We start from the raw sequence: 18,700 nt of genomic DNA, 5'->3' as shown, positions 1-18,700 counted from the left end.
GGTTGGGTCCGTCGATGCTCAGGCGCAGCGGAAGCTCAGGCGCAGCGGAAGACCTCCCGGCCGCTCCGGGCGGCGGCGTCCTGGACGGCGAGCGTGTCGGTCACGACGGCGAAGACCTCCGCGAGGGGAAGCGGCGAGTCGGCGATGCGTAGGTGGGGGTCGGTGACAGCCACCGGGTGCCACCAGGCGCCGTCCGCCGTGACCGTCGGCTCCGGCTCGAGGGTATCCAGCGAGACGTGCACCCCGGCGCCGGCGAAGCCCTCGAGGGCGACCGGCCGGATCACCCGCTCCTGCGGGTCGATGGCTTCGTCGTCGAGCCGAACGTGCAGGGCCCGCACTCCGGCCGGGTCCTCGTCGTAGAGCGTCGCGGCCACCCGCACCCGGAAGCCGAGGGCCCGGGCCTCCCCGATGCCGCGGAGGGCCCTCGTCCGGACCCGGCCCCCCGCTGGGCGTCGTGCACCTCAGGCGTTGCGGAGTCGAGGCTGACCTGGAGGACCACCGAGCGGTCGAGCTGCTCCAGGGTGGCTCGCCTCGTGCCGCGGGCGAAGACCATCGCGTTGGTGAGGATGGTGCGATCAAGCCCGTCCCCGGCCTCCACCAGCTCCCCGAGCTGCGGATGCATGAAGGGCTCACCGCCGGTGAGGAAGAGCTCGCGACCGCCCATCGAGCGGAACTGAGCGAAGACCTCCCGGGCGACCTCGGGGGTCAACCGACGTGCTGCGGCCTTCGGCGAGGACTCCGCGCAGCAATAGCTGCAGGCGAGGTTGCAGTCGAAGTTCGTGTAGGCCCAGAGCCGCTGGCCGACGGGCGTGCGGTCCCCGAGGGTGAACATCGTGTCCTGTGCCGGGCCGACCACCTTGCGGACCGCGAACCACCACGGTCCGCCGGCGGTCTCGACGTGCTCGTGGGCGACCTCGTGGCCGACGAGCTCGGCCCAGATCGGCAGGTCGACCGCCACAGAGGGCTCGGCGCTGCGAATGCCGAGGAGATCGCCGTGCTCGAGCCGGCGCATCGCCCGGGTGATGAGGAGCAGCAGGCCGCTGCCGCAGTCCATGTCGCCCCCGTCGACGAGGCGGTTGACGTCCCCCACGGGAGTGGGGGTGGCTGCGGCCCGGCCCTCGTCGACAGTCATGAAGTCAACTGTGAGTCGGTGGCCCGGTCGGCGCCGCGGGAATCGGTAACGTCCGGATTACGGCTTTCGGCCGGGCGGCACGGGCTACCGTGTCGGCGGTGACCTCATCGAGCGACGACCTGTGGCGGCCCGCCGACTCCGGGGGGCGACAGGAGTTCTGGGAGGGCGTCCACGACTCCAAGGACGTCGACGGCGTCTCGTGGTGGCAGTCCGTCCCCGGGCTCTCCCTGGGCCTCGTGGACTCCACCGGGCTCCGACCCGACGAGCCGATCATCGACGTCGGGGCCGGGTGGTCGACCCTCGTCGACCACCTCCTCGAACGGGGATGTCGCGACCTCACCGCGATCGACCTGTCCGCCACCGCCCTGCAGACCGTGAGGGACCGCCTCGGTGACGCGGGCCGTCAGGTCGTCCTCGAGGTCGCCGACGTCCTCGACCTGCATCCGAGCCGTCGCTTCGCCCTCTGGCACGACCGTGCCGTCCACCACTTCCTCACCGAGGCGGACGAGCGCGCGGACTACGTCGCGTCACTGGAACGAAGCCTTCGTCCCGGAGGGTGGCTGGTCGTGGCGACATTCGGGCCGGACGGCCCGACGACGTGCAGCGGCCTGCCCATCGTGCGGTTCACCCACGAGGAGCTGGCGGCCCAGTTCCCCGGCTACCGGCTCGTCGACACCGCCGGCGAGGAGCACGAGACGCCCTGGGGTTCCACCCAGCAGTTCACCGCCGTGCTCATGCGTCGACCCGGGGGTCAGGACAGCCGCTCGTAGATGATGGCCATGCCCTGACCGCCGCCGACGCACATCGTCTCGAGGCCGAACTGGCCGTCACGCTCCTGCAGCCCGTGCAGCAGCGTCGTGGTGATTCGCGCGCCGGTCGAGCCGAAGGGGTGGCCGAGCGCGATCGCGCCGCCGTGGACGTTGAGCTTGTCGAAGTCCATGCCCAGGTCGTCGGCGCTCGCCAGCACCTGCACGGCGAAGGCCTCGTTGATCTCGTAGAGGTCCATGTCGTCGATCGTCATGCCCGCCCGGGCGAGGGCCTGGCGCGAGGCCTCGACCGGCCCGAGGCCCATGATCTCCGGGGACAGCCCGGTGACGCCCGTCGAGACGACCCGCGCCAGCGGCGTGAGGCCGAGCGCCTTGGCCTTGGCGTCGCTCATGACGACGACGGCCGCGGCCCCGTCGTTGAGCGGGCAGCAGTTGCCGGCGGTGATCGTGCCCTGCTGGCGGAAGACCGGCTGCAGCGCCGAGACGGCCTCCAGGGCGACGCCCGCGCGCGGGCCGTCGTCCTTGCTGACGACCGTGCCGTCGGCAAGGGTGACGGGCGCGATCTCGGCCGCGAAGAAGCCGTTGGCGATGGCCTTCTCGGCGCGGTTCTGGCTCGTCACGCCCCACTCGTCCATCCGCGAGCGGGCCATCCCGCGCAGGGTCGCGACGTTCTCCGCGGTCTGTCCCATCGCGAGGTAGACGTCCGGCAGCAGGCCGTCCGCCCGCGGGTCGTGCCACGTCTCGTTGGACGCCGCCGTCGCCGCCGAGCGGGCGATCGCCTCGGCGAAGCGCGGGTTCTTGTGGTCCTCCTCGGAGCCGCCCGCGCCCGCGAATCCCGTGTACTGCGAGACACATTCGACGCCACCGGACAGGAAGACCTCGCCCTCGCCGGCCTTGATGGCGTGGAACGCCATGCGGGTCGTCTGGACGCTCGAGGAGCAGAACCGGTTGACCGTCGCACCCGGGACGCTGTCGTAGCCCGCGAGCACGGCGATGACGCGGGCGAGGTTGGAGCCGTGCTTGCCGGCCGGCTCGGCGCAGCCCCAGTAGAGGTCGTCGATGTCCTGGGGGTCGAGGCCCGGCACCTTGGCGATCGCGGCCTGGAGCACCTGAACGGACAGGTCGTCGGGCCGGACGTCCTTGAGGGACCCCTTGAAGGCGCGCCCGATCGGCGTACGGGCGGTCGAGACGATGACGGCTTCGGTCACGAGGTCCTCCTGGGACGGCGGTGTCTGCGGGGTGGAGCAACAGGTAAGCGGGTGCTTAGTCCGCCCCACGATGGTATGCCGTGTGCTCCCGGGCGGGGTAGCCCCGCCCCTGTGCCCTCGGTCTCTGCGTCGTCACGTCAGGCGTCACTCCCGCTGGAGGCAGCCACCAGCCTGCTGCGTGTCCTCGCGCAGCACCCGTCGCTGGGTCGGGCGGGCCTCGTCGTAGCGGGTCACCCCGAGCGCGGTCAGCTCGACGAAGAGCGAGCGGCGATCCTGCGTGCACGCCGACCGCTGCAGCAGCCCGTCGACCTCGAGACGACTCACCAGCCGGGAGAGCGCGCTCTGACTGACGTGGGCGCTCTCGGCGAGCTCGCTCATCCGCAGTGAGTGGTCGGGGGCGTGGCTCAGCTGCTGGAGGACCTCGAACTCGCTGGCGCTGAGCCCGTGACCGGCCTGCAGCTCGCGGTCGAGAGCGCAGGTGAGCCGCTGGTAGCGGCCCATCAGCTCGTGCCAGCCTGCAGCGAGCGCGTCGTCGTCGACCGGGACCATCCCCAAACCCTAACACATGAGTGTGCATCTAATGTTTGTGCAAATAATGCTTGTGCAACTGATGCAGATGCATAAGACTCGACCACCATGACGACCACGACGCCGCGCACCTCCGACCTCTCGGACGACCCCCGCCGAGACCGACCCGCGCCCGACGACGCACCCACCGCGATCCACGGCGCCCGGGGCTGGAGCCGCCGCACCTGGCTGCTGCTCGTCGTCCTCTGTGGCGCCCTGTTCCTCGACAGCCTCGACATCTCCATGGTCGGCGTGGCACTGCCCTCCATCGGCTCCGACCTCGGCATGACGGCCTCCGGGCTGCAGTGGATCGTCAGCGGCTACGTCCTCGGCTACGGCGGGCTGCTGCTCCTCGGCGGCCGCTCCGCCGACCTGCTCGGCCGGCGCTCGGTCTTCCTGATCGCCGTCGCCGTCTTCGGCATCGCCTCGGTCGCCAGCGCGTTCCTCAGCAACGAGCTCGCCCTCGTCGCACTGAGATTCGTCAAGGGCGTCGCCGCCGCCTTCACTGTCCCGGCCGGCCTCTCGATCATCACCACGACCTTCGCCGAGGGGCCGGCACGCAACCGGGCTCTCAGCATCTACACCGTCTGCGGGGCCAGCGGCTTCTCCCTCGGGCTCGTCGTGGGCGGCCTGCTCACCGAGCTGAGCTGGAGGGCGACCTTCCTGCTCCCCGGACCGGTAGCCCTGGTGCTGCTCCTCGTCGGCTGGCGCGTCGTCCCGGCGGCCACGCGCACCGCCGCCCGGCTGTCCGACTTCGACCTCGTGGGCGCCGTCACGAGCACCACGGGCCTGCTCCTCTTCGTGGTGGGCGTCGTCGAGGCCCCCACTCTCGGCTGGACCAGCCCGGTGGTCCTCGGGCTGCTCGTCGCGAGCCTCGGCCTCGGGGCCCTGTTCGTTCGCACCGAACGCCGGCACGCGACCCCCCTCGTCCGGCTCGGCATCCTGCGGGCGCCGCACATCGTCCACGCCAACGTCTCCGGCGCCGTGATGGCCGGGTGCTACTTCTCCTTCCAGTTCCTCCTCACGCTCTACCTGCAGAACTCGCTCGGCTGGTCGCCACTGACGATGGCTCTCGGGTTCCTGCCCGCCGGCCTGCTCGTCGTCGCCAGCGCGACCTCGATGGACAAGGTGCTCGAACGCGTCCGCACCCAGGTCCTCATCGCCGTCGGGCTGGCCTCGTTCCTGGTCGCCTACGTCCTCTTCCTGCGCGTCGACCCCGGCCTCGGGTATGCCGCGCTGCTGCTCCCGACGATGCTGCTGCTCGGCGTCGGCTTCGCGCTCACCTTCCCGTCGATCAACGCCCAGGCGACCTCCGGGATCCACGACGACGAGCAGGGGCTGGCCTCCGGCCTGGTCAACACGAGCGTCCAGATCGGGGGAGCCGTGGTGCTCGCCGTCGTGTCGGCGATCCTCGCCGCCGCGGGGACGGCCGACGGTCCGGCCCGGCCGGGAGCGCTCATCCCCGGGATGCTCGGGAGCCTGCAGGTCATCGTCGCCATCACCGCGGTCGGGGTGCTCGCCTCGTTCGGGATGCTGCTGATCGGTCGGCGATCACAGGTCGTGCTCGAGACCGAGGGGCTAGGTGTCGCAGAGCCGCTGGCCTCCCGGCAGGAGGCCTGCACCTCGAATTGACCCGGTGGGTGAGCCCGCCACCCGGTGAGCCGGTGGGCCGCTCGTCCAGCCGAGTGATCAGGGCGGCATGCCGTCGACGGGCACTAGGGTGACGGCGTGGCTGCTGCCTGGACGATGACGGTCGCCCGTGACGACCTCGCCGACGTCGTCGTCCCCGAGCACCCCGTCCCGACGGCCGGCCCCCGCGAGGCGGTCCTCGCCATCGACCGGATCGGTCTCACCGCCAACAACATCACGTATGCCGTGCTCGGCGACTCCTTCCGCTACTGGGACCACTTCCCGACGCCCGAGCCCGGTCGCGGCATCCCGCCGGTGTGGGGCTTCGCCGACGTCGTGGAGTCCCGGGCCGAGGGCGTCACGGTCGGCGACCGCGTCTACGGCTACTACCCGGCCGGCTCGCACACCGTCGTGCAGCCGGCTCGGGCGGACGCCCGCGGCTTCCGCGACGGGGCTGCGCACCGCCGCACCCTCCCCTCGCCGTATGCCGTGCACTCGCTCACCGGCGGCGACCCGGCATACGAGGTGGAGCGGGAGGACCTGCTCGTCCTCTTCCGCCCGCTGTTCTACACCTCGTTCATGCTCGCCGACTTCCTCGTCGACCACGAGCTCTTCGGCGCGCAGCGCGTGCTCTTGTCCTCGGCCTCGAGCAAGACCGCCTACGGCACGGCCTACGAGCTGCACGCCCAGGGGGTCGAGGTCGTCGGGCTGACGTCGGCCCGTCACGTGGGGTTCGTGCGCGGGCTCGGTTGCTACGACGAGGTGCTCGGTTATGACGAGGTCGGGGAGCTGGACCCCTCGCGGACCGCTGTCCTTGTCGACGTCGCGGGTCGGCCCGGGCTGTCGCAGGACCTGCGGACGCAGCTCGGTGCGGCCCTGGTCCACGAGGTGGGCGTCGGGGTCACGCACCAGGTGGCCTCCGTCGCGGGCACCCTCGCCGAGACCGGGCCACGAATGTTTTTTGCCCCCGACCAGATGCAGAAGCGCTCCGCCGACTGGGGACGGGAGCGACTCGACGCGACCTTCGCCGAGTCGTGGCGACGGTTCGCGGTCGAGGCGCAGGGCTGGGTCGACGTCATGGGCGGGACCGGACCCGACGCGGTCCGGGACGCGTGGCTCGCCGTGCTCGCCGGCCGCCTGGACCCCAGGACGGGATACGTCCTCACTCCCTGAGCCGGCCCGCTCGGCGTCCAGAACGGGGCAGCTGGCGAGTTCTGGACGGGCCCGTGGCGGGGGGCGGCACACAGAACGGGGCAGGTGACGAGTTCTGAACGGGCCTCTGGGCTGGGCGGCGTGCAGAACCGGGCAGGTGACGAGCTCTGGACGCGTCCGGCCGCGCGGTCAGGCGGACGTGCCCGCCGCCGCGTCCCGGTCTGCCGGCAGCTCGGTATCGGGCGCGGGCGCGACCTCCCCCGACCGGTCGGGGAAGGGACGACGCACCCGGTGGAGCACGACGGCCCATCGCCCGCGAGGCCCGCGCGCCTGACCGCCGATGCTGGCCGCGCTGACCTCGGTGCCGGGGTCGCGGACGGCGCGGGTGGCCGCATTCGCGACGGGACGGACGGCGTCGCCGCGCCGGGGGTCGGGAGCGAGCGGCTCGACGTCCGGCCAGAGCCCGAGCGCGACACAGACCGAGGGCAGCATCGCCGAGGCGGCACGGGCATACCCGGCCGGTGAGGGGTGGAACCGGTCCTTGCTGAACATCTCCGCCGGGCGCTCGGCGAACTCCGGCCCGATGAGGTCGCCGAGCGAGACGGTGCGACCACCGGCTTCGACGACGCAGACCGTCTGGGCCGCCGCGAGGTCGCGGCTCCACCGGCGGGCGAGAGCCCGCAGGGGCTGACCCACCGGCTGGAGGGTGCCGAGGTCGGGGCAGGTGCCGACGACGACCTCCGCGCCCGCCTCGCGCAGCCGCCGGACGGCCCCCTCGAGGTGGCGCACGGCGATGGACTTGTCGATGCGGTGGGTGACGTCGTTGGCGCCGATGCTGATCACGGCCACGTCGGGGTGGGGGACGACGTCGAGCGCGTTGACGACCTGGAGGTCGAGGTCGCGGGACTCGGCACCGCTCACGGACACGTTGGTGAGCCGCACTGCGCGGCCGCTGAAGGCGGAGACCCCCGTGGCGAGGATCGCGCCGATGGTCTGGTGCGCGTGGTCGGCGCCGAGGCCGGCCGCGGAGCTGTCGCCGAGGACGACCATCTGGAGCGGCGCCCCCACACCGGCGCCATAGCTGCCGTTGTCGTCCGGCGGCGACTCGAAGGGCTGACCGACGATCCGCCGCGCGAGCACGGCCTCGACCTTGATGACGCCGTAGCCGAGGGCGCCGACCGCGCCCAGGCCGGCCACGCCGAAACCGCCGCCGTATGCCGCGACCTGGGCGATCCTGCGCGCTCGCCGTGCCCTACCCATGACGCCCCCTCGGTCCTCGACCACGGTAGCGCGTCCGACCACGGCCGGGTGCCCTGTTCTGCGGAGCCCGAAGGGCCGGCCAACCATCTGAGAGGATGACGAGGTGAAGTATGCCGAGCACATCTCCGAACTCGTGGGGAACACCCCCCTCGTCAAGCTCTCCGTGGTCACCGAGGGCATCGCCTGCACGGTGCTCGCCAAGGTCGAGTACCTCAACCCCGGCGGGTCGGTCAAGGACCGCATCGCGCTGCGGATGATCGATGCCGCCGAGGCGTCCGGGGAGCTGAAGCCCGGGGGCACGATCGTCGAGCCGACGTCGGGCAATACCGGTGTGGGGCTCGCCCTGATCGCCCAGCGACGGGGCTACCAATGCGTATTCGTCTGTCCGGACAAGGTCGCCGAGGACAAGCGCAACGTGCTCAAGGCCTACGGTGCCGAGGTCGTGGTCTGTCCGACCGCGGTCCACCCCGACCACCCGGACTCCTACTACTCGGTCTCGGACCGCCTCGTCCGCGAGATCGACGGGGCGTGGAAGCCGAACCAGTACGCCAACCCCGAGGGCCCCAACAGCCACTACGCCTCCACCGGGCCCGAGATCTGGGCCGACACCGAGGGCGAGGTGACCCACTTCGTCGCCGGCGTGGGCACCGGCGGGACGATCACCGGCACCGGTCGCTATCTCAAAGAGGTGTCCCACGGCGCCGTCCGGATGATCGGGGCCGACCCGGAGGGCTCGGTCTACTCCGGCGGCACCGGTCGGCCCTACCTCGTCGAAGGGGTGGGCGAGGACTTCTGGCCCGCGGCCTACGACCCCTCGGTCGTCGACGAGGTCATCGCCGTCTCCGACGCCGAGTCCTTCGCGATGACCCGGCGACTCGCCCGCGAGGAGGGCCTGCTCGTCGGCGGCTCCTGCGGCATGGCGGTCGTGGCGGCGCTGCGCGCAGCGCGGGACCTGCCCCCCGAGGCCGTGGTCGTCGTCCTCCTGCCCGACTCCGGCCGCGGCTACATGTCGAAGATCTTCAACGACGAGTGGATGAGCTCCTACGGCTTCCTCCACGACACCGGCGAGACCACCGTCGGCGACGTCCTGCGCACCAAGAGCGGGGCGCTTCCGGCCCTGGTGCACACCCACCCCAACGAGACGATCCGCACGGCGATCGACATCCTGCGCGAGTACGGCGTGTCGCAGATGCCCGTCGTCAAGGCCGAGCCCCCGGTGATGTCGGGCGAGGTCGCTGGCGCGGTCAGCGAGCGCGCGCTGCTGGAGCTGCTCTTCACCCAGAAGGCGCATCTCGCCGACGCGGTCGAGGCGCACATGGAGCCCGGGCTGCCCCTGGTGGGCGCCGGCGAGAAGGTGTCCATCGCCAGGCACGAGCTCGAGATCTCCGACGCGATCCTCGTCGTCGATGGCGGCAAGCCGATCGGCGTCCTGACTCGCGCCGACCTGCTCGGCTTCCTCAGCGACTGAGCCTTCCCCCACGTCGCGATGGCGACGGGGGAGTGCTCCCCATGGCGCAACGACTCGCGCCCCGTAGGCTGGGAGGACGCTGGGAACACCCTGGGTTTTCCGGGTGACGTGGTGGGGACAGGGGCAGACGATGGTGGTATTCGCCAAGGGCGCCGATCCCGAGGTGCTCGATGCATCGGCCCGACGACTGACCGAGTTCGGTGGGCAGTGCGGCGAGATCCGCGGCACGGTGGCGACCGTGTTCGGCGCGCTGGGGGAGCAGTGGGTGGGCTCCGACCGGCAGCAGTATGCCGCGCAGGCGCGAGTGATCGACGGCCGGCTCGCCCGCTGCGCCGAGACCCTCGGCGCCCTCGGGGAGAGGTTGCGCGCCAACGCCGCTGCGCAGCGGCATACCAGCAGCGGCGCCGGACCGAGCGGACCGAGCGGACCGAGCGGACCGAGCGGACCGAGCGGACCGAGCGGACCGAGCGGGCAGGGTGTCGTGCTGGCCGGTTACGGGCCTGGCGGCAGCCCCGGCGGCAGCGCTCCACCTCCCGCGAGCACCGCAAGCGGCTATGCCGTCGGCCCGCCGAAGAGGCCCGACTTCACCTGGGACGAGGGCTTCGCCTACAACTCCAGGGACGGCGGGTTCGGCGACTGGGTCGACAAGCAGAAGTGGCTGGCCAAGACGGAAGGCGCGAAGATCGTGCGGCCCGACCTCGACGACGCGCTCGCGGCCTACGAGCACTACTGGGACAACGACGGCAAGCCTCTGCGGATCGACTACGAGGAGGCCTACCGGGAGGACTCCGCCGTCCGGACCAACGTCGACAACGAGGTCTCCCGCACGGCGAAGGCCGTCGACGAGCTCGTGCGGTCGGGTCAGACCAGCTTCTCGGTGAGCGGTCCGGGTCATGCCAGCGACGTCTACCCGACGACCGAGAACTGGCAGAAGACGGTCGGCGGATACCAGCAGTGGAGCAGCGCCGACGTCAGCGTGTCGGACGGCGTCGTGACGATGTCGGTCACGGTCCACGCCGAGGACCACGACAACTTCAACCGGGGCCAGGCCGACATCGGCAGCGGTGCCCCTGACGACGAGAACGGGCGGTTCACCGAGATCGGCTGGGCGAGGCCGTTCGACACGCACGGCGAGGTCGTGCGCACCGTGACGTGGGACGTCGGCGACCCGCCGCCGTCGATGGACTTCGGCAGTGGCGAGGAGCACCGCAACCCGGGTAGCGAGGACCGCACCGACAACCGCGGCAACCCCGACACGAGGCCGGGGCAGTGACCGCGACTCCGGACGGGTGGGGAGCAACAGGTGAGACCAATAGGTCGCTCTGGTAACCGAACCCGCGTCGTGGCCGGCTCGATGATCTGGATGGTCGTCGTGGGCACGACGGCTTGCACGTCGACACCCGACCCGACCCCCACCAGCAGCAGGAGCGGCACGATGAGCACCGAGAACGGCAAGCAGGGCACCGGAGAGGTGCATCATGACCTCGCCCCGCTGACGTCGCGGTTCGCCGCCCTGGGCACCCCGGAGTCGGCGACGTGGCTCTCCGGCGAGCTCGGCGGCAGTGCGCCCGGTCCGACGACCTACTGGATCGACGCCGTCGTCACGGTCTCGCCCGCCGTGGCAACGATGCTCCTCGCCACTGCGCCCCAGCCCACGACGACGGGCCCCGACGTGATCCCCTCTCTCACCCCGGCGCTGCCCGCCGGGCCGCTCAGCACCGGCACCGACCTCGACGCGCTCTTCGCAGCAGGACAGTTCCGGGCCACGGCCTACCTCACCTCCGACGGCAGGACGGTGGTCCTGGTCGCCAAGGGACAGTAGGCCGTCGGGCGACAGGGGAGCGCTGACCCTTGGCGGCGTCGGTCGTCAGGCGATCCGGGTAGTCAGGCTATCCGGCGCGCCATCGCGGGGGCCGGGTCACCGACGAGGTCGGGGTGAAAGATCGCGGCGAGCGCCTCGACGCCGTCCACGAGCCGAGGGCCCGGCCGGGCGAACGAGGCGTTGGCGTCGACGGCCCAGACAGGGATGCCCGGGGGCAGGATGCCTTGCCCGACAAGGGTTGTGGTCAGCGCTGACGCGTCGTCCAGGTGGTAGCCGCAGGGTGCGGCGACGATCACTTCGGGTGATCCCGCGAGCGCCTCCTCCCAGGTGACCCGCACGGACTTCGCCCGCGCTGTCCCGATGACGTTCAGGCCCCCGGCACGGGTGACCATCTCGGGCACCCAGTGACCCGGGGCGAAGGGCGGGTCGGTCCACTCGAGGACGAGCGCGCGCACGGGCCGGGCCGTCGCGACGGCGGCCTCGACCTCGGCGAGCCGGGCCTGCTGCCGCGCGACGATCTCGCGGGCGCGGGCCTCCCGGCCCGTCGCCAGCCCCAGCGTCACCACCGAGGCGAGCACCTCCTCGAGGGAGTGGGGGTCGATGGTGAGGACCTCTGCGCGACACCCCAGGTGCGCGAGGGCCTCGTCGACCATGGAGACGTCGACCGCGCAGACGGCGCAGAGGTCCTGGGTGACGACGAGGTCGGCGTCGAGGTCGGCCAGCGCGCCGGCGTCCAGGTGGTAGAGGTCCTCACCGGTGCGCAGCAGCTCGGCAACCACCCGGTCGATCTCGGCCGGCGCCAGCCCGGTCGGCAGGGTGGAGGTCGAGACGATCCGCCGCGAGCGGGCCTCGACCGGTTCGTCGCACTCGAAGGTCACGCCCACCACGTCGTCCCCCGCCCCCAGGGCGAAGAGGATCTCTGTCGTCGAGGGGAGGAGGGACACGATTCGCATGGCTACGAGGGTAATCCGTCGGTGCGCCTACCGCAGCAGAGCCCCGACCGGGTCGGCGGCGGTGACGACGGCCGGCTCGAACTGGAAGACCAGACGTGCCGTGATCCGGCCCGACAGCACCTCGGTGATCGCGTCGTTCACCTGGGCGAGGTCGCGCGTCTCGGCGACGACCCGGGTCCGACATGCGGCGTGCAGGGCGAAGACCTCGGCGAGGTCCTGGCGCGTGCCGACGATGGAGCCGATGACCGAGATCCCCTTGATCACGGTGTCGAAGATGGAGATGTTCATCGTGTCGTCCGCAGGCAGGGACACGCAGACCAGGCGGCCACCGCGACGCAGTGAGGCGAACGCTTGCTCGAACACTCGCGGGGACGCGGCGAGCACGACGGCGACGTCGAGCCCACCCTGGGCCTGGATGGCCGCGACGGGGTCGACCTCGGCCGCGTTGACGAGCTGCTCGGCGCCGAGCTCGGCAGCGAGGTCGAGCTTGGCCTGCTCGATGTCGATGGCGACGACGGTGCCGCCCATGATGCGGGCGTACTGCACCGCGAGGTGGCCGAGACCACCGACACCGAAGATGCCGACCCGTTCGCTGGGCATGACGTGGGCGACCTTGAGGGCCTTGTAGGTGGTGAGGCCGGCGCAGCTGAGGGGTGCGGCGTCGAGCGAGCTGATGCCGTCGGGCACCGCCACGACGTAGGTCGAGCTGGCGACCGCATACTCGGCGAACGCGCCGTCGATGGAGTAGCCGCTGTTCTGCTGCGCCTCACACAGGGTCTCGCGGCCGTCGATGCAGTAGCGGCAGCGGCCGCAGGCGCGACCGAGCCAGGGGATTGCCACGCGCTCACCGACCGTGCGGTCGGTCACGCCGTCGCCGAGCTTCTCGACGATGCCGATTCCCTCGTGCCCGGGCACGACCGGCAAGGTCGGCTTGGCGGGCCAGTCTCCCTGTGCCGCATGGATATCGGTGTGGCACAACCCGCACGTCTCGAGGCGGACCAGGACCTGTCCGGCCTTCGGCTCGGGGATGTCCCTCTCGACGATCTCGAGCGGTGCTCCGAACGCGGTGACAACTGCTGCCTTCATGGGGCGTCCTTCGGTGAGGGCCCGGACCGCGGGCCGACAGGGTGGTCGGCGCGCGCGCTGGGCGTCTGTCTCAACTCTCGGCGGACGCGCATGGCCCCGGCAGAGGCGAACGTCCCCGAAGGTCCCGGGACCTTCGACTCATCCGACGGCCGCTTCGTCGATCGAGACTTGAGGACATGCCCTCCACCACCGCAGAACGGGTCCTCACGGTCGGCGTGGTCCGCGAGACCGCCCCTCGCGAGCGCCGCGTCGCCCTCGACCCCGAGGTCACCAAGCGCCTCGTCGCCTCCGGTCACACCGTGCTCGTCGAGCGGGGCGCCGGGGAGGCGGCGAGCCTTCCCGACGCGGCATACGGGCTCGCGGGGGCCTGCGTGGTCTCGCGGGCCGAGGTCGTCGCGACCTGCGACGTGCTCGCCGTGGTCCGCCCGCCCGACGCCGCCCTCGTCGCGTCCCTGCGCGCGGGGCAGCTGCTGATCGGGGTGCTCGAGCCCCTGCTCAACGTCTCCATGGTGCGCGACCTCGCCGCTCGACAGGTGACCGCCGCCTCCTTCGACCTGCTCCCGCGCACGCTCAGCCGCGCCCAGGCCATGGACGCCGGCAGCTCGCAGGCCAGCGCCGCGGGATATCGCGCCGGCATCGTCGCCGCCGCGTCCTTCGACCGGTACTTCCCGATGATGATCACCGCGTCCGGCACCGCGGCGCCCGCCAAGGTGATCGTCCTCGGTGCGGGAGTCGCGGGCCTCCAGGCGATCGGGACGGTCAAGCGCCTCGGTGCCGTGGTCACCGGCTACGACGTGCGCCCGGCGTCCCGGGCCGAGGTCGAGTCGCTCGGCGCCACCTTCCTCACCTCGTCCGTCGCCGAAGGAGCCGCCGCCGGCGGCTACGCCCGGGCGCTGACGGCCGAGGAGGCGGTGTCCCAGCAGGACGAGCTGGCCCGCCACCTCGTGACCTACGACGTGATCATCACCACGGCCAAGGTGCCCGGCCGCACCCCACCGCTGCTGGTCACGGCGGCGACCCTCGCCGCCCTGCGGCCCGGCTCCGTCTGCATCGACCTCGCGGCCACCGACCAGCGCGGCAACGTGGCGGGCTCGGTCGACGGGCAGCACGTCGTCACGAGCGGCGGCGTCGTGGTCATCGGTGCCGGCAACCTCGCCTCCGACCTCGCCACCTCCTCGTCCCATATGTATGCGCGCAACGTCCTCGCGCTGTTGCTGTCCCTGGCCCCCGCCGGGGTCGTCACCATCGACCCCGACGACGAGGTCCACACAGCGGTCGTCGTCTGCCACGACGGGCTCGCCACCCACGTGGGCACCCCGCAAGCCGTCCCGTCCCCGACCGAGAGCCGTGTCCCATGACTGCCAGCCTCGGCGCCTCCGCGGCGGCCGTCCGTCAGGTCACCGCCGACGACGTCGGCCTGCAGCTCGCGTACGCCCGCCACGTCATGGTCGTGCCTGGGTTCGGGCTGGCCGCCGCGCAGGCCCAGCACGAGGTCGCCGAGCTGGCAGCGCTGCTGACCACGCACGGCACCGAGGTGCAGTACGCCATCCACCCCGTCGCCGGTCGGATGCCCGGCCACATGAACGTCCTGCTCGCCGAGGCGAACGTGCCCTACACCCAGATGCTCCAGCTCGAGGAGGCCAACTCGGCCTTCGACGCGTGCGACGTCGCGCTCGTGATCGGCGCCAACGACGTCACGAACCCGGCCGCCCGGCGAACGGGAAACGCCCTGTCGGGTATGCCGATCCTCGACGTCGACCACGCCAGGTCGGTCGTCGTGATCAAGCGCTCGATGAGCCCCGGCTACGCCGGCATCGCCAACGACCTGTTCTCGGACCCGAAGACCGGCATGTTGTTCGCCGACGCCAAGCAGGGGCTCGCCGACATCACCCTCGCCGTGAAGCAGTACGTCGCCGCGTGACCCGTTCGTCGTGGCCGGTTCCGGTCACGGACTTCAGTACCACCGCAGGAAGAGATGAGCGCCATGACCACCATCGTCGACGACACCACCACGACCCACACCCGCTCGGACACCCGCCCCGACACCCGTGCCGCCGCCACACGACCGACCCACACGCTCTACGCGAGGCCGGGTGACGCCGGCAGCATCGTGCACCTGAGGTCGAGGTACGAGAACTTCATCGGGGGCGAGTGGGTCGCGCCCCGGGGCGGTCACTACGGTCTCGACCTCGCCCCCGCGACCGGCCAGCCCTTCGCCGAGTATGCCCGGTCGACCGTCCCCGACATCGACCTCGCCGTCGCTGCGGCGACGCGGGCGTTCCCGGCGTGGGCAGCCACGTCCACGATCGACCGCGCCGCGGTCCTCATCGCCATCGCCGACCGGCTGCAGGAGCACCTGGAGCAGATCGCCGTCCTCGAGTCCTGGGAGAACGGCAAGCCGGTGCGCGAGACCCTCGGCGCCGACGTGCCGCTGATGATCGACCACTTCCGCTACTTCGCGGCCGCGATCCGCACCCAGGAGGGGTCGATCAAGAAGCTCTCGGCCGAGCTCGTCTCCTACCACTTCGTCGAGCCGATCGGCGTCGTCGCGCAGATCATCCCGTGGAACTTCCCGCTGCTGATGGCGGCCTGGAAGCTGGCCCCGGCACTGGCTGCCGGCAACACCGTCGTCCTGAAGCCGGCCAGCGCGACGCCGGTCTCGATCCTCTACGTGATGGAGCTGATCGAGGACATCGTCCCGCCCGGTGTCGTCAACGTCGTCAACGGCAGTGGCGCCGCTCTGGGTCGCGCCCTGGTCGAGCACGAGGGCGTCGGGAAGGTCGCCTTCACCGGGTCGACCGAGACCGGCCGCCAGATCATGCAGTACGCCATCAAGAACATCATCCCGTCGACCATGGAGCTCGGCGGCAAGTCGCCGAACGTGTTCTTCGACGACGTCGCCCGCGAGAAGGACGACTTCTACCGCAAGGCCATCGAAGGCTTCACGATGTTCGCCCTGAACAAGGGTGAGATCTGCTCGTGCCCGTCCCGGGCCCTGTTGCAGAAGGGCCTGGTGACCGGTGGGTTCCTCGAGGACGCCGTCGCCCGCGTCGACCGCATCGTCGTCGGAGACCCGCTCGACACCGCGACCGAGATGGGCCCCCAGAACAGCGAGGACCAGGTCCAGAAGATCTCGGCCTACCTCGAGCTCGGCCCCCTCGAGGGTTGTGAGGTGCTGACCGGTGGATCCCGCCTCGAGCTGCCCGGCGACCTGGGGGGCGGCTACTTCGTGCAGCCGACCGTGTTCAAGGGGCGCAACGACATGCGCGTCTTCCAGGAGGAGATCTTCGGTCCGGTCGTGACCGTCGCCGAGTTCGCCGACTACGACGAGGCCATCTCCATCGCCAACCACACCATCTACGGTCTGGGGGCCGGGGTCTGGAGCCGTGACGCCGACGTCACCTACGAGGCCGGACAGGACATCAAGGCCGGTCGGGTGTGGGTCAACACCTACAACCAGTACCCGGCGGGCGCCGGCTTCGGTGGCTACAAGCAGTCCGGATACGGCCGCGAGACCGATCAGCAGACGCTGCGCAACTACCAGGAGGTCAAGAGCGTGCTCGTCAACCACGACCAGAAGCCGCTCGGCTTCTTCGTCTGAGCCGTCTTGGTCCGACCGCTCCAGCCGGTCGAGGGTCAGCCGGTCGAGGGTCAGGTGGTGGCTGCGGCCACCGTCTGGCCCTCGCGGGTGTGGACCTGGATCATCTTGATGTTGGCCGCCTTGACCCAGCAGGCGGTCGTGAGGGTCGTGCGGCCCGACGGGGTGCCGCTCCAGCTCGCCACGTCCCAGGAGCGGCCCTGGAGGTCGGTGACCTCGAGGTAGAGCACGCCGCTCGTCGGGAGGTCCGAGCCCGAGAGGTCCACCTGCGTCCCCCACCCCCGGGTGACGAGAGCGATGTCGACGGACGTGGCGCTTCCGGCCGGTCCTCGGGCGACGATCCGCGAGGTGGGTGGCTCGTCCAGTCGGGAGATCGCGGGCGCCAGCGCGACGCCGACCCCGCCTGCAGCGACGACCAGTACGGCGGCAGCCGCGACCAGGCGCCACCGTCCGCGAAGGCGCTGGGCCCGGACCGCGTCGAGCAGCGCCGGTGGCGTGCTCGAGGGGCCGACGGGGTCCGAGAACTCCGCCGCCCCCGTCACGCCGGTGAGGATGGCCGGGGCGTCCTCGGCGTCGACGAGGTCGAGGAGAGAGGGCAGTCCGGAGAACTGCGCCGACTCCTGCTGGCAGGTCTCGCAGTGCCGCAGGTGCCGGGTGAAGTCGCGGTGCTCGTCGCCGGACAGGCCACCGAGGACGAAGGCGCCGAGGAGGTGATGGAGCTCGTCGTCGTTCTGGTGGGTGCTCACTGCGTCACTCCCATCTCGTCGAGGATCGCCCGCAGGGACCGAACAGCGTAGTAGGCGCGGGACTTCACCGTCCCTGCCGGTATGCCGAGGGCGGCGGCGGTCTCGACGACGGTGAACCGTCGGTAGTACAGGGCGAGGACGACCTCGCGGTGGTCGGGCTGGAGGCGGGAGAGCGCGTCCTCGACGAGGATCTGGTCGAGGGCCCGGTCGATCTCCACGGCGGGGTTCGTCGCCCGGGGGTCGATGCGGCTGCGCGAGTCGTCGTCGCGGTCCTCGGCGACCTCGACGACGCGGCGCCCCGCGGCGCGGTGCATGTCGATGAGGATGTTGCGGGTGGTCTGGAAGAGGTAGGCGCGCATGCTCGTCACCTCGGGGGCCTGTCGCCAGACCCGCATGATCGCCTCCTGGACGACGTCGTCGACGCGCGACTGGTCGACCGACGTCCGGCCGATGAACCGCCGCAGCGCCGGCGCGTGCTCGCGGTAGATGCCGGCGACGACATCCTCGTCGAGCGGTGCCATGGACGCTCCTCTCCCGTGCCGACCCATCGTGCCCCACATGTCCTCATCGAGGAGGGAGACGCCCGGAGCGGCGTCCCGGTTCACCTGAACCGATCTGCGCGCCCCGGCGTCTACTCCCGTGCCGCCCTCTCCGGCGGCCGCGGTGGCCACCACGGAACAGCCCCCCGGATCGCTCCCCACCCGGTGCGACCCACCGACCCAAGGGAGTCCCACCATGTCCGTGCGCCTCGACCACCCACGTCCCGCTCGCCCCCTTCTCGCCACTGTGGGTGGAGCCGCCGTCCTCGCTCTCACCCTCGCCGCCTGTGGCTCGAGCGGCACCACCGCACCCGCTGCCGCGTCCAGCAGCTCGACCGCCGCCGCCCCCGCCGCCGCCACTGCCGCCACCGTCCGGGTCGCCTCGACCAGTCTCGGCAAGGTCGTCGTCGACACCGCCGGGCGCACCCTCTACATGTTCACCAAGGACACCAAGGACTCCGGCAAGAGCGTCTGTGCCGGCCAGTGCGCGACGGCCTGGCCGGCATACACGACCACGGCCACACCGACCGCCGACGGCGTGAGCGGCACGCTGGGGACGCTGACGACCGCGGGCGGCGCCAAGCAGGTCACCCTCGGCGGCTGGCCGCTCTACTACTTCGACAAGGACAAGGCGTCCGGGGACGTCCTCGGCCAGGACGTCGGCAAGGTCTGGTTCGTCCTGGACTCCAACGGGACGCCCGTGGAGGCCGGAGCCACCACGACGGGCTGACCCCGCTCAGGTCGCGCATCTGCGGTCAGGTCGCGCACCCAGG

At 71.5% G+C, this 18,700-nt stretch carries 19 protein-coding genes; 10 read left to right on the top strand and 9 right to left on the bottom strand.

The genetic code is table 11. The annotated features are described in order from the left end of the window. Positions 1–35: 35 nt before the first annotated feature. Together Q0R63_RS12220 and Q0R63_RS12215 are read right to left on the bottom strand one after the other, a co-directional pair. Positions 36–284, bottom strand: a complete 249-nt coding sequence (locus tag Q0R63_RS12220; protein ID WP_295697567.1) for a hypothetical protein — start codon at positions 282–284, stop codon at positions 36–38. Continuing rightward, entirely contained in the window at positions 281–1,132 is an 852-nt protein-coding gene (locus Q0R63_RS12215; protein WP_295697565.1) for a radical SAM protein, read from the bottom strand. Before Q0R63_RS12215 ends, Q0R63_RS12220 begins: the two co-directional genes overlap by 4 nt. 98 nt (positions 1,133–1,230) lie before the next feature. On the opposite strand from Q0R63_RS12215, the gene Q0R63_RS12210 reads away from it, so the two are divergent. After that, on the top strand, positions 1,231–1,902 hold the full coding sequence (locus Q0R63_RS12210) for a class I SAM-dependent methyltransferase (RefSeq protein WP_295697564.1): 672 nt from the start codon (positions 1,231–1,233) through the stop codon (positions 1,900–1,902). Here Q0R63_RS12210 and Q0R63_RS12205 read toward each other — a convergent pair. Both Q0R63_RS12205 and Q0R63_RS12200 read right to left on the bottom strand, forming a co-directional pair. Beyond that, a complete protein-coding gene (locus Q0R63_RS12205) occupies positions 1,884–3,107 on the bottom strand; it encodes an acetyl-CoA C-acetyltransferase (protein WP_295697563.1) in 1,224 nt (407 codons plus the stop codon). The two genes, Q0R63_RS12210 and Q0R63_RS12205, sit on opposite strands and share 19 nt — an antisense overlap. A gap of 144 nt (positions 3,108–3,251) precedes the next feature. Further along, on the bottom strand, positions 3,252–3,656 hold the full coding sequence (locus tag Q0R63_RS12200; protein ID WP_295697562.1) for a MarR family transcriptional regulator: 405 nt from the start codon (positions 3,654–3,656) through the stop codon (positions 3,252–3,254). Between the two features lie 87 nt (positions 3,657–3,743). On the opposite strand from Q0R63_RS12200, the gene Q0R63_RS12195 reads away from it, so the two are divergent. Together Q0R63_RS12195 and Q0R63_RS12190 are read left to right on the top strand one after the other, a co-directional pair. Further along, entirely contained in the window at positions 3,744–5,306 is a 1,563-nt protein-coding gene (locus Q0R63_RS12195) for an MFS transporter (RefSeq protein WP_295697560.1), read from the top strand. A gap of 96 nt (positions 5,307–5,402) precedes the next feature. Further along, positions 5,403–6,476 carry a DUF2855 family protein gene (locus Q0R63_RS12190; RefSeq protein ID WP_295697559.1) on the top strand — a complete coding sequence of 358 codons (1,074 nt, stop codon included), beginning with the start codon at positions 5,403–5,405 and terminating at the stop codon, positions 6,474–6,476. Between the two features lie 168 nt (positions 6,477–6,644). Here the strand turns inward: Q0R63_RS12190 and Q0R63_RS12185 are convergent, their stop codons facing one another. Beyond that, positions 6,645–7,715 carry an SGNH/GDSL hydrolase family protein gene (locus Q0R63_RS12185; RefSeq protein WP_295697558.1) on the bottom strand — a complete coding sequence of 357 codons (1,071 nt, stop codon included), beginning with the start codon at positions 7,713–7,715 and terminating at the stop codon, positions 6,645–6,647. Positions 7,716–7,818: 103 nt separating this feature from the next. On the opposite strand from Q0R63_RS12185, the gene Q0R63_RS12180 reads away from it, so the two are divergent. From Q0R63_RS12180 to Q0R63_RS12170, 3 genes are all read left to right on the top strand, one after another. Next, positions 7,819–9,183 (top strand): cystathionine beta-synthase, encoded by a 1,365-nt coding sequence (locus tag Q0R63_RS12180; RefSeq protein WP_295697557.1) that lies wholly within the window; start codon positions 7,819–7,821, stop codon positions 9,181–9,183. Positions 9,184–9,313: 130 nt separating this feature from the next. After that, the gene (locus Q0R63_RS12175) at positions 9,314–10,456 is read left to right on the top strand and encodes a WXG100 family type VII secretion target (protein ID WP_295697555.1); all 1,143 of its coding nucleotides are present in this window, start codon (positions 9,314–9,316) and stop codon (positions 10,454–10,456) included. A 162-nt stretch (positions 10,457–10,618) separates the two neighbouring features. Then, on the top strand, positions 10,619–11,005 hold the full coding sequence (locus tag Q0R63_RS12170) for a hypothetical protein (RefSeq protein ID WP_295697553.1): 387 nt from the start codon (positions 10,619–10,621) through the stop codon (positions 11,003–11,005). Positions 11,006–11,067: 62 nt separating this feature from the next. On the opposite strand, the gene Q0R63_RS12165 is transcribed toward Q0R63_RS12170, so the two are convergent. Both Q0R63_RS12165 and adhP read right to left on the bottom strand, forming a co-directional pair. Continuing rightward, a complete protein-coding gene (locus Q0R63_RS12165) occupies positions 11,068–11,958 on the bottom strand; it encodes an ABC transporter substrate-binding protein (RefSeq protein ID WP_295697552.1) in 891 nt (296 codons plus the stop codon). Between the two features lie 27 nt (positions 11,959–11,985). After that, on the bottom strand, positions 11,986–13,044 hold the full coding sequence (gene adhP / locus Q0R63_RS12160) for an alcohol dehydrogenase AdhP (protein WP_295697550.1): 1,059 nt from the start codon (positions 13,042–13,044) through the stop codon (positions 11,986–11,988). 176 nt (positions 13,045–13,220) lie between these two features. Here adhP and Q0R63_RS12155 point away from each other — a divergent pair, with 176 nt between their 5' ends. From Q0R63_RS12155 to Q0R63_RS12145, 3 genes are all read left to right on the top strand, one after another. Beyond that, a complete protein-coding gene (locus Q0R63_RS12155) occupies positions 13,221–14,402 on the top strand; it encodes an NAD(P) transhydrogenase subunit alpha (RefSeq protein ID WP_295697548.1) in 1,182 nt (393 codons plus the stop codon). Further along, the gene (locus Q0R63_RS12150; RefSeq protein WP_295697546.1) at positions 14,399–14,965 is read left to right on the top strand and encodes an NAD(P)(+) transhydrogenase (Re/Si-specific) subunit beta; all 567 of its coding nucleotides are present in this window, start codon (positions 14,399–14,401) and stop codon (positions 14,963–14,965) included. Before Q0R63_RS12155 ends, Q0R63_RS12150 begins: the two co-directional genes overlap by 4 nt. 63 nt (positions 14,966–15,028) lie before the next feature. Continuing rightward, positions 15,029–16,645: an aldehyde dehydrogenase family protein gene (locus Q0R63_RS12145; protein ID WP_295697545.1), complete on the top strand. Its 1,617-nt coding sequence runs from the start codon at positions 15,029–15,031 to the stop codon at positions 16,643–16,645. Between the two features lie 50 nt (positions 16,646–16,695). Here Q0R63_RS12145 and Q0R63_RS12140 read toward each other — a convergent pair whose 3' ends face one another. Then, on the bottom strand, positions 16,696–17,388 hold the full coding sequence (locus Q0R63_RS12140) for a zf-HC2 domain-containing protein (protein WP_295697544.1): 693 nt from the start codon (positions 17,386–17,388) through the stop codon (positions 16,696–16,698). After that, a complete protein-coding gene (locus Q0R63_RS12135; RefSeq protein ID WP_295697542.1) occupies positions 17,385–17,909 on the bottom strand; it encodes a sigma-70 family RNA polymerase sigma factor in 525 nt (174 codons plus the stop codon). Before Q0R63_RS12135 ends, Q0R63_RS12140 begins: the two co-directional genes overlap by 4 nt. 214 nt (positions 17,910–18,123) lie before the next feature. On the opposite strand from Q0R63_RS12135, the gene Q0R63_RS12130 reads away from it, so the two are divergent. Next, positions 18,124–18,657 carry a hypothetical protein gene (locus tag Q0R63_RS12130; RefSeq protein ID WP_295697540.1) on the top strand — a complete coding sequence of 178 codons (534 nt, stop codon included), beginning with the start codon at positions 18,124–18,126 and terminating at the stop codon, positions 18,655–18,657. The last annotated feature ends 43 nt before the right edge of the window (positions 18,658–18,700 follow it).

The organism is Lapillicoccus sp. (assembly GCF_025353065.1).
Classification (GTDB): Bacteria; Actinomycetota; Actinomycetes; order Actinomycetales; family Dermatophilaceae; genus Lapillicoccus.
The sequence above is the reverse complement of the archived record's forward strand: the minus strand, read 5'-3'. Positions and strand labels throughout refer to the sequence as shown.